At 65.9% G+C, this 15054-nt stretch carries 15 protein-coding genes; 6 read left to right on the top strand and 9 right to left on the bottom strand.

What is annotated here, in order from left to right:
- Positions 1 to 24 precede the first annotated feature (24 nt).
- From V8V93_RS06920 to V8V93_RS06910, 3 genes are read left to right on the top strand one after another with little or no spacing between them, the layout of a single operon-like run.
- Positions 25 to 1248: an ABC transporter substrate-binding protein gene (locus V8V93_RS06920; protein WP_338669632.1), complete on the top strand. Its 1224-nt coding sequence runs from the start codon at positions 25 to 27 to the stop codon at positions 1246 to 1248.
- Positions 1245 to 3254 (top strand): ATP-binding protein, encoded by a 2010-nt coding sequence (locus V8V93_RS06915; protein ID WP_338669631.1) that lies wholly within the window; start codon positions 1245 to 1247, stop codon positions 3252 to 3254. Before V8V93_RS06920 ends, V8V93_RS06915 begins: the two co-directional genes overlap by 4 nt.
- Positions 3251 to 3967: a response regulator gene (locus V8V93_RS06910; RefSeq protein ID WP_338669630.1), complete on the top strand. Its 717-nt coding sequence runs from the start codon at positions 3251 to 3253 to the stop codon at positions 3965 to 3967. The genes V8V93_RS06915 and V8V93_RS06910 overlap by 4 nt, the downstream gene beginning before the upstream one ends.
- 2 nt (positions 3968 to 3969) lie before the next feature.
- On the opposite strand, the gene V8V93_RS06905 is transcribed toward V8V93_RS06910, so the two are convergent.
- Positions 3970 to 4563 (bottom strand): peroxiredoxin, encoded by a 594-nt coding sequence (locus V8V93_RS06905; protein WP_338669629.1) that lies wholly within the window; start codon positions 4561 to 4563, stop codon positions 3970 to 3972.
- Between the two features lie 9 nt (positions 4564 to 4572).
- Positions 4573 to 5121 carry a TlpA disulfide reductase family protein gene (locus V8V93_RS06900; protein ID WP_338669628.1) on the bottom strand — a complete coding sequence of 183 codons (549 nt, stop codon included), beginning with the start codon at positions 5119 to 5121 and terminating at the stop codon, positions 4573 to 4575.
- Between the two features lie 169 nt (positions 5122 to 5290).
- On the opposite strand from V8V93_RS06900, the gene V8V93_RS06895 reads away from it, so the two are divergent.
- The 3 genes from V8V93_RS06895 (at position 5291) to V8V93_RS06885 (ending at position 8785) form a co-directional block, all read left to right on the top strand.
- Positions 5291 to 6001, top strand: coding sequence for an SIMPL domain-containing protein (locus tag V8V93_RS06895; protein ID WP_338669627.1), 711 nt, complete (start codon positions 5291 to 5293; stop codon positions 5999 to 6001).
- A gap of 185 nt (positions 6002 to 6186) precedes the next feature.
- On the top strand, positions 6187 to 7188 hold the full coding sequence (gene phnD / locus V8V93_RS06890; protein ID WP_338669626.1) for a phosphate/phosphite/phosphonate ABC transporter substrate-binding protein: 1002 nt from the start codon (positions 6187 to 6189) through the stop codon (positions 7186 to 7188).
- A gap of 4 nt (positions 7189 to 7192) precedes the next feature.
- Positions 7193 to 8785: a sensor histidine kinase gene (locus V8V93_RS06885; RefSeq protein ID WP_338669625.1), complete on the top strand. Its 1593-nt coding sequence runs from the start codon at positions 7193 to 7195 to the stop codon at positions 8783 to 8785.
- Here V8V93_RS06885 and V8V93_RS06880 read toward each other — a convergent pair.
- The 7 genes from V8V93_RS06880 to V8V93_RS06850 are packed head-to-tail and all read right to left on the bottom strand — an operon-like array spanning position 8782 to position 15051.
- Complete coding sequence (locus V8V93_RS06880) at positions 8782 to 9204, bottom strand: hypothetical protein (protein ID WP_338669624.1); 423 nt, start codon at positions 9202 to 9204, stop codon at positions 8782 to 8784. The genes V8V93_RS06885 and V8V93_RS06880 overlap by 4 nt on opposite strands.
- Positions 9205 to 9222: 18 nt before the next feature.
- Entirely contained in the window at positions 9223 to 10071 is an 849-nt protein-coding gene (locus tag V8V93_RS06875; protein WP_338669623.1) for a protoheme IX farnesyltransferase, read from the bottom strand.
- Entirely contained in the window at positions 10068 to 11291 is a 1224-nt protein-coding gene (coxB, locus tag V8V93_RS06870) for a cytochrome c oxidase subunit II (protein ID WP_338669622.1), read from the bottom strand. Before coxB ends, V8V93_RS06875 begins: the two co-directional genes overlap by 4 nt.
- Positions 11292 to 11294: 3 nt before the next feature.
- Positions 11295 to 11588 carry a cytochrome C oxidase subunit IV family protein gene (locus tag V8V93_RS06865; RefSeq protein WP_338669621.1) on the bottom strand — a complete coding sequence of 98 codons (294 nt, stop codon included), beginning with the start codon at positions 11586 to 11588 and terminating at the stop codon, positions 11295 to 11297.
- Positions 11589 to 11600: 12 nt separating this feature from the next.
- The gene (locus tag V8V93_RS06860; protein ID WP_338669620.1) at positions 11601 to 12197 is read right to left on the bottom strand and encodes a cytochrome c oxidase subunit 3 family protein; all 597 of its coding nucleotides are present in this window, start codon (positions 12195 to 12197) and stop codon (positions 11601 to 11603) included.
- Complete coding sequence (gene ctaD / locus V8V93_RS06855) at positions 12184 to 13776, bottom strand: cytochrome c oxidase subunit I (RefSeq protein ID WP_338669619.1); 1593 nt, start codon at positions 13774 to 13776, stop codon at positions 12184 to 12186. The genes V8V93_RS06860 and ctaD overlap by 14 nt, the downstream gene beginning before the upstream one ends.
- A 30-nt stretch (positions 13777 to 13806) precedes the next feature.
- Positions 13807 to 15051 carry an SCO family protein gene (locus tag V8V93_RS06850; protein WP_338669618.1) on the bottom strand — a complete coding sequence of 415 codons (1245 nt, stop codon included), beginning with the start codon at positions 15049 to 15051 and terminating at the stop codon, positions 13807 to 13809.
- Between the last annotated feature and the right edge of the window lie 3 nt (positions 15052 to 15054).

The following is a 15054-nucleotide window of genomic DNA, read 5'->3' as shown; positions in this document are numbered from 1 at the left end:
CCGACCCCAACATGGAGCCGAACCGTGCGAAAAATCCCTGTCTTGTGCATCCTCATCTGCCTGGCGCTGGCCCTTGCCGGGTGCGGCCGGTCCGAAAAGACCGCCGCCGAGGACGCCGGGACGCCGGGCGTGACCGACGACCTGATCACCCTGGGTTCTTCCCTGCCCCTGTCCGGCCACGCGGGCTATCTCGGCACCCAGACCCTCCAGGGCGCGCGAGCCTACATCCGCTACGTCAACGAGCGCGGCGGGGTCCACGGCCGCAGAATCCGGATCGAGGCCGCGGACGACTCCTACGACCCGCCCCAGTGCCTGGCCAACACCCAGCGGTTCATCATCGACAAGCAGGTCTTCGCCCTGTTCTGCTACGTGGGCACCCCGACCACCGTGAAGGCCCTGCCCCTGGTGGAGGACGCGCGCGTCCCGCTGATCGGCATGTTCACCGGGGCCAACGCGCTCCGGCAGCCGCCCAACCGCTACGTCGTCAACATCCGCGCCTCCTACTACCAGGAGACCATGGCCGCGGTCCGGCACATGGTCGAGGACCTGGGGTTGACCAAGATCGCGGTCTTCTACCAATACGACGCCTACGGCTTCGACGGGCTCATCGGCACCGAGCTGGCCCTCAAGAAGTTCGAGCTGGAGCCCGTGGCGCGCGGCTCCTACATCCGGGGCACCCTGGACGTCCAGGACGGCCTGGACCGCATCCGCAGGTCCGGGGCCGAGGCCGTGGTCATGATCGGCACCTACGGGGCCTGCGCCCGGTTCATCAATCTTTCCGAGGAAGAAGGGTACAACCCGATCTTCTACACCGTCTCCTTCGTCGGCGCCGAGGAGCTGGCCTGGCGTGTGGGCAGGGCCTCCCCGGCCCACGTGTTCATGTCGCAGGTGGTCCCCCCGCCCGTGGAATCCGACGACGTGAACGACTCGGCCTCCAACTACGTCAAGCTGCTGAGGCGCTACTACCCGGATGACACCCCGAGTTTCGTCGGGCTCGAAGGGTTCCTCAACGCCGAGATCCTGGTCGAGGGGCTGCGCCGGGCGGGCCGCGACCTGACCCGCGAGGGGTTCATCAAGGCCATCGAATCCATCAAGGACTTCAAGCTCGGGCCGAACCTGACCATCACGTACGGCCCCTATGACCGACAGGGCCTGGACGCCATCCACTTCACCAAGCTGCACGACGGGAAGTTCATCCCCTTCACGGATTGGGCCGAGTTCAAGCATGAGCTGGGGAGGTCGCAATGACCTTCAAGGAACGCATGGCCGCCCGGTTCACCCGCATCGGCCTGCGCGAAAAACTGCTCTTCTCCATGCTGGCCGCGGTCCTGTTCATCTCCGTGGCCATCGCCCTGGTCTCGCGCTGGATCCTGGTTTCCTCCCTGACCAACGAACTGGAGATGCGCGGCTTCGCCATCGCCCACTCCGTGGCCGAACGCGGCGGCTCCTACATCCTGGACAACGACATCCCCAAGCTGCTGGTGCTCATCTTCGACGAGGCCAGACTGCGGCAGCGCAAGGATCTGGTGGCCTACATCTTCATCGAGGACCAGTCGGGCAACATCCTGGCCCACACCCTGACCCACAAGCTGCCCGACAACCTGCGCGCCAACACCCTGCCGCCGGGACGGCCCGACGCCATCAAACTCATGGAGCTGGGCAACCAGGAGGTCTACGACCTGGCCGCGGCCATCAACGAGGGGCTGTACCGCATCGGCACGGTCCACGTGGGGCTGAACAAACGGCACATCGACACCCTGGTGGGCAAGCTGCGCGTGGCCTTCCTCGGCTTCATCTCGGCCGTGGTCATCATCACCGTCATCCTGTCCTCCTGGCTGTCCAAGTACATCACCAAGCCGGTCTCGGACCTGACCCGCCTGTCCGACGAGATCAGCCGGGGCAACTTCGACATCCCGCTCAAGCTCGGCTCGGGCGAGGACTGGGACTCGGCCGAGTGCCCGGCCTTCTCCAACACGGACCTCCCCTGCTGGCATTTTGACCAGTCGCGCAGCGGCCAGACGCCCGCCGAGACACATCGCAAGTGCGCGGACTGCGCCTTCTACCGCAAGCACCAGGGCGACGAGGTGGTCCAGCTCGGCGATTCCTTCCGCAACATGGTCTGGTCCATCAAGCTCTACCGCCGCCGCCTGCGCGAGTCCGAGGAGAAATACCGCTCCCTGTTCGACTCCGGCCCGGACCCGATCTTCGTGGTGGACTGCGCCAGCGGGACCATCCGCGACGCCAACCCCCGGACCACCGAGCTCTACGGCTATCCCCGCGAGGATCTCCTGGGCATGCCCTTCCTGGACCTCGGCCCGGAGCACAACCCGGCCTGCCTGGACTTCTTCACCGAGGGCGGCGGCGGGTGCGTCTATTATCCCAAACGGCTGCACTACAAGAACGGCGGCGAGCCCTTCTTCGTGAACATGCACGCCTGCCCCATCTCCTACCGGGGCAAGCAGGCCATCATCATCGCGGTCACGGACATCACCGAGCTGATCGAGAAGGACGCCCAGCTCATCCAGGCGGCCAAGATGAAGTCCCTGGGCGAGATGTCCGCGGGCGTGGCCCACGAAATCAACCAACCGCTCAACGCCATCAAGGTGGGCAGCGAGTTCCTGTCCATGATGCGGGAGGAGGATCTGGAGATCCCCAAGGAGCACTTCGAGGAGGTGGTCAACGAGATCTCTACCCAGGTGGACCGGGCCGCCGAGATCATCGACACCCTGCGCTCCTTCGGCCGCAAGTCCGACCTCATGGAGGAGTCCGTGGACCTGAACCAGCCGGTGCGCGCGGTCCTGTCCATGGTCCGGCGCCAGTTCGAACTGGACAACATCCGCTTCGAGCTCAGGCTGGCCGAGGGCCTGTCCCCGGTGCGGGCCCACTCCAACCGGCTCCAGCAGGTCATCTTCAACCTGGTGACCAACGCCCGCGACGCCATCAACGACGTATCCCACGCCGACGGCGGCGGGGACCGGCGGATCATCATCCGTACGGGCAACGACGAGAGCAAGGTGTTCATCGAGGTGGAGGACACGGGCGGCGGCATCGACGAGAAGGATCAGCAGAAGATTTTCGAACCGTTTTTCACCACCAAGGAAGCGGGCCAGGGCATGGGCCTGGGCCTGGCGATAACCTACGGCATCATCAAGGATTACGGCGGAGAGATCCGCATCGACAGCACCAAGGGACAAGGCACGGTCTTCCGCATGGAGTTCCCTGCCGCCACCGCGCAAGGAGAGTCCAAGGCATGAACGACAAAGTACTGGTCATAGACGACGAACGGCCCACTCTGAAGATGTTCACCCTCCTGCTCTCGGCCTACGGCTACGAGGTCCTGACCGCCGAGAACGGCCGCGAGGGGGTCGAGACCTTCCAGCGCGAGGCCCCCGAACTGGTGCTGACGGACATCAAGATGCCGGTCATGGACGGCATCGAGGCCCTGAAGGCCATCAAGAAGCTGAACCCCGCCACCGAGGTCATCGTCATCACCGGACACGGCGACATGGACCTGGCCATCCAGGCCCTGAACCTCGACGCCACGGACTTCATCAACAAGCCGCTCAAGCGCGAGGCCCTGGAAAAGGCCCTGACCCGCGCCAGAGAGCGCATGACCATCGCGCGCAACGCGGAGTGGCAGGTGGTTCTGGAGGAGAAGAACCGGGCCGCAGTCATCGGCGTGCGCGGCAACGTCTCGGCCATGACCATGCCCCGGCTGACTGAGGCGTTCGAGCAGGCCGTGGCCATGAACAAGGAGGCCGTGCTCATCGAGTTCGAGAAGAACGCCTCCATCAACGGCGCGGGGATCACCGGCCTGACCGGGCTGCTCAGCGACAACGCGGGCTCGGGCACGCGGATATTCCTGGCCGGACTGTCGAGCAACTTCCGGTCCGTGTTCGAGACCCTGGGCATCACCCGGTACGCCGAGCTGTTCGACCAGGAGACCGCGGACCTGACCGGGGGCTAGGCCTACTCGGCGAGCTTCTCCAGTTCGTGGATGATGCCGCCCAGGTCGGGCCGCGAGTTGATGTCGTGGACGTCGAGGTAGCGGATGATCCCTTTCTTGTCGATGATCACGATGGCCCGCTCGGCCATGCCGTCCGAACGCAGGATGCCCAGCGCCCCGGCCACCTTGCCGTGGGGCCAGAAGTCGGACAGCACCGGGAAATCCAGGCCGTGCATGGCCTTGACCCACATGGCCTGGGACGGGATGTTGTCCTCGCTGATGCCGATGACCTCGGCGTCGAGCCCGTGGAACATGTCCAGGGCCAGGTTGTAGCCCGGCCACTGGTCCGAGCAGACCGGGGTCCAGGCCGCGGGCACGAACGACAGGACCACGTTCTTCTTCCCTCTATAGTCGCTCAGGGTGACCGTGCCGCCGCTGATCGCGGGCAGGGTGAAGTCCGGGGCCGCGTCGCCCACCTTGACCTTGAGGGTCGAATCCGTGGGTTTGAGGCGGCCGGGGTCGAAGGTCTCCATGTGGGCGGCCAGGGCGCCCGAGGCCAACAGCCCCCAGGCCAGCAGCCCCAAGACCGGCAGCGAGAAAAGCAACGCACGTCTCATGATTTCCTCCTATTTCCCGACCAGTCCCAGCACGTTCTTCAGGAACGCGTCCTTGTCCTTGATCTCGCCCTCGTGGAAGACCAGGATGGCGCGCCTGCGGTCGCGCAGATCGACCAGATAATAGGCCGGGGTGCCCACGTTGCCCACGGCCTTGTGGGCCGTGTAGTCCGGGTCCTCGAAGAGCGGGAACTGGACGCCGAACTTCTTGCGGTAGAAGGCCACCTCAAAGGGCGTGTTGCCCGCGGCGATGCCTACGAACCGGATCTTGTCCGCCTCGGCCGAGGCCAGGACCCGGGCGAACATGTCGTTCACGCCGGGGGCGTCGTGCTGGCAGATGGGGCAGTACATGCTGAACACCTCCACGAACACGAAGTCCGCGTTGATGTCCGAGAGCCGGATGTCGCCGTCCGGGACCCCCAGATACTGGCGCTGCTCCGGGCTGATCTTGCCCTGAAGCGCCACGTCGGGAAACACGTCCGAGGCCGTGGCGGTTGCCGAAGGCAGGGCGGCGACCACCGCGAGCAGGAAGGCGGCCAGGGTCAGGAGATGTCGTTTCATAGCGTCGTCCTCGTCGCGTTAGGGGTCCGGTACAAGATAGTGAGTATAGTCCCAAAACGAGGAATTCGGCAACAGCACACCTCACTCTTTCGCTTCAGCACCTTGCCCGCACGGGACGAACGCGGTACGCTCCTAAATTGGAGAGCATCCCCAACAAAAAGGAAACGTCATGGAACATAGACCCGTCGTCCCCTCCCTGTTGAAAGGCCTCATCCTGGCCGTCGGCTTCGTGGCCGGCTGCTGGGTCCTGGCCGGGGCAGTGGTGGATTTCAAGGCCATGGACCGCTACGTCTCGGTCAAAGGGCTGGCCGAGCGCGAAGTGCCCGCCGACCTGGCCATGTGGCCCATCAGCTTCAGCGTGGCCGCAGACACCCTGCCCGACCTGGACGCGGCCCTGGCCGATTCCCGCAAAAAGGTCATGGCCTTCCTCGACGAACAGGGGCTGGGCGGAGCCGACATCATGAACGCGGCCCCCCGCGTGCAGGAGAACCAGTACAACTCGCCCAACCAGCGGCCCACGCACCGCTACACGGCCCAGGCTGTGGTCACCGTGCGCACGGGCGACATCGCCAAGGTCAAAAAGGGCATGTCCGTGGCCGGCGAACTGGTCTCGCGCGGTGTGCTCCTGGTCCAGAACTACGAGTTCCGCCCGACCTTCGCCTTCACCGGGCTGAACAAGATCAAGCCGGACATGATCGCCGAGGCCACGCGCAACGCCCGGAGCGCTGCCAAACAGTTCGCCGAGGACTCCGGCTCCCGCGTGGGCGGCATCCGGCGCGCCTCCCAGGGGTACTTCTCCCTCCAGGACCGCGACCAGTACACCCCGGAGATCAAGAAAGTCCGGGTGGTCACCAGCGTGGACTATTTCCTGGAAGACTAGCCCGGTCCCGCGCCGGATTCGATCAACGACGAGGCCGCTCCGGCAACGGGACGGCCTCGCTTTTCCCGGTTTTCTCCCAACGTTACGATTGCGCAACATCATCCGATGCCTTCTTCCCTAAATTGCCAGATGCAGTACCCACGGGTAGTTTCGGTTAGCTGAAAACCCGCAAATCCGGGAGGCTCATGAAAACGCACCCCATCGCCGGACGCGCCTTCGTGGCGATCCTCGCCCTGGCCTGCGTCCTGCTCCAGCCAGGATGGTGCCGGGCCCAGGCATCGCCCCTGGTCATGGGACTGGCCTCCACGGACTCCAAGCAGTTCCTGCTCGGCTCCTGGCGGCCCGTGCTCGACGACCTGTCCAAGCGGCTGGGACGCCCGGTGGAGGCAGTGGTCCTGGACGACTACGCCGGGGTCATCTGGTCCATGGCCGCCGACAGGGTCCAGCTCGCCTGGCTGGGCAACAAGGCGGCCATCGAGGCCGTGGACCGTGCCGGGGCCGAGGTCGTGGCCCAGACCACGACCAAATACGGGGCCGGGTATTACGCCCATCTCATCGCCCGTCGGGACGCGCCCTGGAACAGCGCCGAAGACGTTTTGGACCACGCGGGCGAAATCGAGTTCGGCATCGGCGACCCCAACTCCACCTCGGGCTTCACCGTGCCGAGCTATTACCTCTTCGCCTCCCGGGGCGTGGACCCGGCCGGGGCGTTCAAGCGGCTGGTCCACCACAACCACGAGGAGAACTTCCTGGCCGTGGCCTCCGGGCAGTTGGACGTGGCCACCAACAACAGCTCGGCCCTGGGCCGCTACAGGGAGCGCTTCCCCGAGCAGTACAAGCGCATCAAGATCATCTGGACCTCGCCGCGCATCCCCTCGGACCCGGTCCTGGTCCGCTCGGACCTCGACCCCGCGCTCAAAGCCGAGATCCGCGATTTCTTCGTGGGCTACGCCCGGCCCGGCAAGGGCAAGACCCGGGCGGGCGTACGCCGCGAGGCGGCCAACCTGGCTGCCCGCAAGTGGGTCGGCTTCCAGGAGTCGGACAACTCCCAGCTGGACCCCATCCGCAGGCTGGAACTGTACAAGAAGCGGCTGAAGCTGGAGCGCGACGAGACCCTGTCCGGGGTCGAAAGGCGGACGCGCCTTGATGAGGTGGACGCCGACCTCAGGGCCCTGGACCGGAAATAAGCCCATGGCGCCCCGCATCCTGAAGCGCCCCCTGTTCGGCCCTCCCCAAGGGTTTCCCATCTCCCTGGGGGCGAAGATCCTGACCCCGGTGCTGCTGGTCTTCATCATCACCAGCGTCATCCTCTACTCCCTGTATCTTTCCCGCATCCGGGAGCAGGAACTGGCCAACCTGAAGAACCAGCTCGAGGTCTTCGCCTCAAGCAAGGCCGCCGAACTGAGCGAGCCCCTGTGGAGCTTCCAGGAGGACGTCATGGAAAGTCTCATGCGCAGCTACCGGGACAACCGCGACCTGCACCGCATCATCCTCTACGACGACAAGGGGCGCGAACTCTTCCGCGAAGACGGGCGCGACGCCAGGCCGGGCCACACCCTGCTGACCGCCGAGCGGTCGCTGACCCGGGACGTGAACGGCCAGACCCTGAATCTCGGCAGGCTGGTGGTCCAGTACCACACCGACCGCCTCATGGAGGACCTCGGGCGGCGCCGCTACGAGGACCTCATGCCCGTGGCCCTGCTCATGGCCGTGGTGGCCGCCGCGGGCTGGCTGTTCCTGCACATCATCGTCGGCCGCCCGCTGCACCGGCTGAAGCTGTCCCTGCGGCTCAACGCCCGCAGCGACGAGCGCAAGCCCCTGGTCTGGAAGAGCCGCGACGAGTTGGGCGAGGTGGTGGCCGAGTACAACGCCCTGCTCCGCGAGGTGGGCCAACAGACGAACCGGCTCATGCGCAACAACGCGGTCCTCGAACGCCAGATCACCCAGCGCAAGGTCGCCGAGCGCCAGTTGGCCAAGGCCCACGATGAGCTGGAACATATCGTGGCCATCCGGACCATGGAGCTCCGGGAGGCCAACCTGGAGTTGGTCCGCCTGGACAACCAGCGCGCGGCCTTCCTGTCCTCGGCCTCCCATGAGCTGCGCACCCCGTTGGCCGCCGTGCTGGGGTTCTCCAAGCTGGTGCGCAAGGCCTTTTCCCGGCACTTCGCCCCCCATGCCGAAGCCCTCGGCCTGGGAAGCCGCAGCGACGTCATCCTGGCCAACCTGGAGGTCATCGCCGCCGAGGGCGACCGGCTGACCCGGCTGATCAACGACCTGCTCGACATCAACAAGATCGAGGCCGGACAAATGGAGTGGCGCGACACCCGGCTCAACCTGGCGGACGAAATCGAGCGGGCGGCCAGAACCATGGCCCCCCAGTTCGAGAACAACAACGCCGTGCGGCTCGTGACCGAAGTCTCCGGCGCGGTGCCCTCCCTGCTCTTCGACCCGGACCGCATGCAGCAACTGCTCCTCAACCTGCTGTCCAACGCCTGCAAACACACCGAACGCGGCGAAATCCGCATCCGGGCCACCGCCGCGCCGGGCCTGGTCCGCATCGAGGTGCGGGACACCGGGCACGGCATCCGGCCGGCCGATCTCGAACTGATCTTCCAGAAATTCTACCAGAGCGAAGACGGGGACAAGGGCAAGCCGTGCGGCACGGGGCTGGGTCTGCCCATCTGCCGACACATCGTCGAGCACTACCGGGGGTCCATCACGGCCGCCTCCGAGGTGGGCTCGGGCAGCACCTTCACCGTGGAACTGCCCGTGGGGCAGGACTAGAGCAGCAGAAGCCGGACGGCCTCCACCCCGGTCCAGGTCTGGTACAGGGCCAGAACGAAGGCGACCGCATTGGCCGTGCCGTGGAACAGGGCCAGGCCGGGCCGCCTGCCGCTCGGCTTCTGCAGGATATAGCCGGTGACCAGGCCAACCAGGATGAACGGCCACATGAGCATCCCCACGTCATAGTGCGCCCCGGTCAGGGCCGTCGTCCCCCAGGTCTGCTGGGCCACGTACACGCCGAGAACCAGCCCGACCATCCAGAGCCAAGCCGCGATCTTGCCGTATTTGACGTGTCCCTTCCAGTCGAAGGCGCATTTTTGTCTGAGGTGCTGGAAGCGGAACCGGTTGATGCCCATGAGCAGGACCCGGATGGCGATGAGCAGGGCCGCGAGCTGGAGGATGGGGTGTATCCAGAGCATGATCGTCCTTCAGGTGGGTTAGACGGTGGCGAACAGGAGCGGGGCGAGCCCCAGGGGCAGGGATAGGTGCATGGCCGCCAGGGCGGGCCGATGGCGGTTCGCGGCGGCCAGCCAAGCGGCCGTCCCCCCGGCCAGGAGCAGTCCGGGCACAACGATGCAGCGCAGGGAGGCCGGTCCGGCCAGGCCCGCGAAGCAGCCCAGGCCCACGAAGTACGCGGCCACCCAGACGGCCATGAGCCCGGCGCGCACGGCCGGGGACGGGCCCACGTGGAGCAGGGCGAACCCGGCGCGTCCGTAGTCCTCGCGGTGCTTCTCGGCCAGCAGCCAGAAATGGGGCACCTGCCAGAGATAGAAGATCACGGCCACCCCGAGGATGTGCGGATCGGAAAGGTGCCCTCCGGCGGCCAGCCAGCCGGTCAGGGGCGGCGCGGCCCCGGCCACGCCCCCGGCCAGCAGGGCCATGGGCGAGACCCGCTTCAGCGGGGTATACAGGCCGTTGTACACGGCGACCACGCCGAGCCCGGCCAGCAGGGGCGGCCACCCACCGGCCATAAAGAACAGGGCGAGCCCCGCCAGCGAGAACAGCGCGGCCCACAGGAGGCCGCGCGCGGGCGCCATGCGCCCGGAGGCCAGGGGCCGGTTCCGGGTGCGCGCCATGCGCGCGTCGCGGTCGCGCTCCTGGACCTGGTTCAGGGCCGAACACCCTCCGCAGAGCAGGAAGGCTCCGGCCGCCGCGGCTAAGGCGTGATTCGCCCCGCCGTACAGGTGGCCGTGGTAGAGCGCCCCGAACAGGCTCCCGGCGGCCACGGCCAAGCCGACCTTGGGCCGGATCAGGGAGAAAACGGATGCGGGGCGGTCCGGGATCATTCGGCGTCCTTCTTCCCCAGGGACTTGATGTAGCCGATGAGCTGGTTCACAGAGCCCTCGTCCAGGTCGTCGAAGGCGGGCATCTGATCGTCGTATCCGTCAGGCACGTCGGCCGACGGAGTGGTGATGGCCCGGCGGATGTAGCCGTCGTCCGCCTTGAGGTCGTAGGGCTTGCCGTCCGCGGTCTTGCCCTTGCGCTCGCTCCCGTACAGGCCGAGCAAGGTCGGGCCCACGTCATCCGTGCCGTCCGTGGTGTGGCAGCCCAGGCAGCCGAGTTCGTCGGCCAGGGCCGCGCCCTTGTCCTTGCCCTGCCCGCCCTTGAGTAGGTAGGCGGCCATGATGCCCAGCTGGGCATCGGACAGCTCGTCGCCGTAGGCCGGCATCATGTCGTCCCACCCCTTGACCAGGACCGCGCCGGGATCGCGCACGGACTGGCGGATGTAGGCCTCGTCGGGCCTGATCTTCTTTTCCGTGCCGTCGGGCAGGACCACGGTCTCCTCGCGGTTGCCCAGGTCGAGCAGGCTCGGGGCCGACTCGGCGGACAGGTCCATGGAGTGGCATTCGAAACAGCCGAACTCCTCCAGCAGGGACATGCCCAACTCCTCCTCGGCGGGCTCTTCCTTGCCCTTCAGCCAGGTGTCGAACTCGTCCTTTTCGACCACCCGCAGGATGGTGATCATGTCCGCGTGCTTGAGCCCGCAATACTCGGCGCAGAAGATGTCGTAGTCGCCCACGGTGTCGGACTGTATCCAGGCCTTGGTGTCCATGCCGGGCACCAGGTCCCACTTCACGCGCATGGCCGGGACGTAGAAGGAGTGGATCACGTCGCGGGTGGTCAGGGCCAGCTTGACCGGGGTGTCCACCGGGATGACCAGCTCCTTGGCGGTCTTGCCGTTGTCATAGGTGAACCGCCAGGACCACATGCGCCCTTCCACGCCCACGGTCATGGCCCCTTCCGGGATGTTGCGCATGGCCTTGAACGAGGTCCAGCCGGTCCAAAACAGGCCGAGCACGATGAGCGTGGGCAGGACGGTCCAGAGGATCTCCAGGGTGACCGACCCCTTGATGTCCGTGGGCTGCGGGTTGCGCGTCCAGTGGTAGCGCCACAGGAAATAGAGCATGGTCACGGTCACGGCCACCAGGATGAACAAGGCGAATCCGAGGATGATCAGAAAGGCCTGGTCCACTCCCTTGGCGGCGGTGAATATCTGCGGATACATGGGCTACCTGTTCGCTGTGTCGAAAAAGGTGAATCCGATGAAGATGGCCAGGATGACGAAGGCCACCAGGACCATGGTCTTGAGCGTCCGGTTCTCGTACTTGAGGTGCATGAAGAAAAAGACCACCAGGGACGCCTTGATCGAGGCGATGGTCATGGCCGAGACCACGTTGAGGAAGCCGAGGTGGATGGTGGACACCTCCACGGTGATGGCCGTGAGGACCATGAGTGCGGCCCACACGGCGATGAACAGGCCGTAGCCCGGTCCGTGGTGTTTTGTCTGTTCGTGCTCGTTCATGCCGTTGCCCGCCTAGGTGATGAGGTAATAGAGCGGAAAGAGGTAGATCCAGATCAGGTCCACCAGGTGCCAGTACAGCCCGGCGTTCTCCAGGGCCACGAAATGCTCCGGGGTGCACGTCCCGGCCACGATGCGGGTCCAGACCCACAGGAACACGCCCATGCCGATAATCACGTGCAGCCCGTGCAGTCCGGTCATGGTGTAGTACAGGGCGAAAAAGGCCTGCTTGCCCGGCGCCCACTGGATGAGCGTCTCCCCGCCGGGGTAGATGCCCGCGTGGATCTTGTGGGACCACTCGAAATACTTGATGACCAGGAAACAGCAGGCCAGGACCAGGGTGGCCGCCATGAACCCCTGGGCCAGCTTGCGATCGCCCCGCTGCAGGCCGACCACGGACAGGGCCGCGAACAGACTGGAGGTGATCAGGACCACGGTGTTGGTGGTCCCCAGGGTCACATCCAGGAGCTTGCTCGCCTCGTGAAACTCCGTGGGATAGCGGCCCAGCGTGACCGAGTAGAGCACGAACAGGCCGCCGAAGAGCAGGATCTCCGTGAACAGGAAGATCCACATGCCCATCTTGGCGCCCTGGTAGTCCCTATGCATGGTCATCGTCCCTCACTTCGCTGAAGTCGTAAGGGCCGTGGGTGACCACCGGCTCGGTATCGAAATTGTGCGTGGGCGGCGGGGACGGCAGGGTCCATTCCAGTGTGGCCGCCTTCCACGGGTTGCGGCCCACGGGCTCGCCCCGGTAGCGCGAATGGATCAGGTTGTAGAACATCAGCGCGAGCCCGGCGAAGGTGATCCAGGAGCCGTAGGTGGACAGCCGGTGCAGCGAGGTGAACTGCGGCAGGTAGTCGTAGTAACGCCGGGGCATGCCCTCCAACCCGAGGAGGTACATGGGGAAATACAGCCCGTTCAGGCCGACGACCAGGATGAGGGCCGCCGTGATCGCCTGCTTGCGGTTGTACATGCGGCCGTACATCTTGGGGAACCAGTAGTGGATGGCCGCGAACATGCCGAACCCGGTGCCGCCGAAGATGACGTAATGGAAGTGGCCGACCACGAAGTAGGTGTCGTGGACATGCATGTCCGTGCCCGCGCTCCCCAGAACCAGACCGGTGATGCCGCCCATGGCGAAGAGGAAGATGAAGCCGAGCGCGTAGATCAGCGGCGGCTCCAGCCGGATGGACCCCTTGTACATGGTCGACAGCCAGTTGAAGACCTTGACCGCCGAGGGCACGGCCACGATGAAGGTCAAAAACGAGAAGACCATGACCGCCGTGTCGGACATGCCGGACACGAACATGTGGTGCGCCCAGACCAGGGAGCCCGCGAAGGCGATGGCCAGAGACGAGCCGACGATGGTCTTGTAGCCGAAGATGGACTTGCGGCAGAAGACCGGGATGATGTCCGAGATGACCCCCATGGCGGGCAGGATCATGATGTACACCGCCGGGTGGGAGTAGATCCAGAACAGGTGCTGGTAGAGGATCGGGTCGCCGCCCCGGGCCGGGTCGAAGATGCCCAGGCCGAGCAGCCGCTCGACGATGATCAGGACCACGGTGATGGACAGGATGGGCGTGGCCAGGACCTGTATCCAGGCCGTGGCGTACAGCGCCCAGGCGAACAGGGTCAGCCGGGTCCAGGTCAGCCCCGGCGCGCGCAGCCGGTGGATGGTGACGATAAAATTCAGGCCCGTGAGGATGGACGAGAAACCGAGGATGAACACCCCGGCCACGGCCACGGACACGTTGGTGGTGGTCACGGCCGAGAACGGCACGTAGAAGGTCCAACCCGTGTCGGGCGCGCCCCCGCCGGTGAACAGCGAGATCAGCGCCGTGGCCCCGCCGATGACGTACAGCCAGAAGGAGAACGTGTTCAGCCGGGGAAAGGCCACGTCCTCGGCCCCCAGTTGCAGGGGCAGAAAAAGGTTGCCGAAGGCCGCCGGGATGGACGGTATGACCACGATGAAGATCATGATCACCCCGTGCACGGTGAACAGCGCGTTGTAGGCCTGCTGCCCGATAAAATCCTTGCCCGGCCAGAAGAGCTCCATCCGGATGACCATGCCGATGCACACGCCGATCACGAAGAAGGCCGTTATGCACCACAGGTAGAGCATGCCGATGCGCTTGTGGTCCAGGGTGAACAGCCACTCGCGGACCCAGGACTTGCCGCCCGATGCCATAAAACCGGGACTCACCGCCTCCGTCGCCATCTAGCGCCTCTTTTTTTTCTTGCCGCCGAGCAGCAGCCAGCCAAGAAAGACGACCACAAACCCGACGATGGTGTACCCGGACACGCGCAGGATGTCGAAGACGTACCGCCGCCCCTGGGGATCATAGTTGTAGCAGAACGAGAGCAGCCGTTTCACGGACAACCCGGTCTGGCCTCGGGCCGCCTCGGTACCCGCCATGGTGATGTCGAAGGGCAGGAAGCTGGACCCGTAGAGGTAGCGGACCACCTTGCCGCCGGGGGCCAGCGCGATGGCCGCCACCGGGTGGGCCCACAGGCCGCCCTGCTTCCGGACCGTGTAGCCGATGGCCTTGAGCGTGGCGTCGATGGAGGCTTCGTCGCCGGTCAGGAAAGTCCAGTACTTGGCCGGGAAGGCGTCGCCCGCGATGGCCGTGTAGTTGCGCTTGGCCCGGGCCGCGTCCTTGACGGTCTCGTGCGGGTCGAAGCTCAGGGAGACCACCTTGAGTTCCTTGCCGGGCGTCAGCTTCACCTCGGGCAGGATGGAGGCCACCGAGCCCTGGAGCAGGCTGCACACGTCCGGACAGCGATAGTAGATGGGCAGCAGGAGGATCGGCGCGTCGGCCAGTTCGGGCAGGGTCACCCGGTTGCCCTCGGAATCCGTGAAAGGAACGTCCGGGAGCATTGCCCCAAGGTGTTCCTCGATGCCCACCGGGAGGTCGGCCTTTTCGGCCTCGGCCATCATCTTGGCATGATCGTGGGGCTCGTTCATGGACCGGTCGCCCATGCCGTGCCCTTCCATGCCGGGGCCGTCCATGCCGTGCCCTTCCATGCCGGGGCCGTCCATGCCGTGCCCTTCCATGCCGGGGCCGTCCATGCCGTGCCCTTCCATGCCGGGGCCGTCCATGCCGGGGCCGTCCATGACCGGTCCGTCCCTGTCCGGGGTAGCCGGCTCGTCCAGCTGCGGGCTGCCCATGTCCGGGCCGCCCAGTCTCTCGACGGCGCGGCCGTCCATGTTCAGGCCGTCCAGTTCGGGACTGCCCATGCCCGGCTTGGCCAGGTCGTCCAGGTCCGGACCGCCCCGGCGGTCCAACTCGGGACTGCCCTGATCGGGGCTGCCCAGGTCACGGCCGTCCACCTCGGGACCCGCACGTTCCAGGGATTCCCGCGCCGCTTCGACGCCCTTTTCCACGCCGTCGTCCCCGCCGGCCGCCCGACAGGGGACGGCCAGCAGTGCGACGAGCATGAGCAGCGGGATAAGATTGCGCATCCG

It is taken from the genome of Pseudodesulfovibrio sp. 5S69, assembly GCF_037094465.1.
Classification (GTDB): domain Bacteria; phylum Desulfobacterota; class Desulfovibrionia; order Desulfovibrionales; family Desulfovibrionaceae; genus Pseudodesulfovibrio; species Pseudodesulfovibrio methanolicus.
This window is presented reverse-complemented; position numbering and strand designations above follow the sequence as displayed.

Excerpts from the sequence above, each read along its gene's own strand:
- V8V93_RS06885 (WP_338669625.1), top strand. The coding sequence starts at position 7,193 with ATGGCGCCCCGCATCCTGAAGCGCCCCCTGTTCGGCCCTCCCCAAGGG.
- V8V93_RS06895 (WP_338669627.1), top strand. The coding sequence starts at position 5,291 with ATGGAACATAGACCCGTCGTCCCCTCCCTGTTGAAAGGCCTCATCCTG.
- ctaD (WP_338669619.1), bottom strand. The coding sequence starts at position 13,776 with ATGGCATCGGGCGGCAAGTCCTGGGTCCGCGAGTGGCTGTTCACCCTG.
- V8V93_RS06880 (WP_338669624.1), bottom strand. The coding sequence starts at position 9,204 with ATGCTCTGGATACACCCCATCCTCCAGCTCGCGGCCCTGCTCATCGCC.
- V8V93_RS06910 (WP_338669630.1), top strand. The coding sequence starts at position 3,251 with ATGAACGACAAAGTACTGGTCATAGACGACGAACGGCCCACTCTGAAG.
- V8V93_RS06860 (WP_338669620.1), bottom strand. The coding sequence starts at position 12,197 with ATGACCATGCATAGGGACTACCAGGGCGCCAAGATGGGCATGTGGATC.
- phnD (WP_338669626.1), top strand. The coding sequence starts at position 6,187 with ATGAAAACGCACCCCATCGCCGGACGCGCCTTCGTGGCGATCCTCGCC.
- V8V93_RS06900 (WP_338669628.1), bottom strand. The coding sequence starts at position 5,121 with ATGAAACGACATCTCCTGACCCTGGCCGCCTTCCTGCTCGCGGTGGTC.
- V8V93_RS06915 (WP_338669631.1), top strand. The coding sequence starts at position 1,245 with ATGACCTTCAAGGAACGCATGGCCGCCCGGTTCACCCGCATCGGCCTG.
- V8V93_RS06905 (WP_338669629.1), bottom strand. The coding sequence starts at position 4,563 with ATGAGACGTGCGTTGCTTTTCTCGCTGCCGGTCTTGGGGCTGCTGGCC.
- coxB (WP_338669622.1), bottom strand. The coding sequence starts at position 11,291 with ATGTATCCGCAGATATTCACCGCCGCCAAGGGAGTGGACCAGGCCTTT.
- V8V93_RS06865 (WP_338669621.1), bottom strand. The coding sequence starts at position 11,588 with ATGAACGAGCACGAACAGACAAAACACCACGGACCGGGCTACGGCCTG.
- V8V93_RS06875 (WP_338669623.1), bottom strand. The coding sequence starts at position 10,071 with ATGATCCCGGACCGCCCCGCATCCGTTTTCTCCCTGATCCGGCCCAAG.
- V8V93_RS06850 (WP_338669618.1), bottom strand. The coding sequence starts at position 15,051 with ATGCGCAATCTTATCCCGCTGCTCATGCTCGTCGCACTGCTGGCCGTC.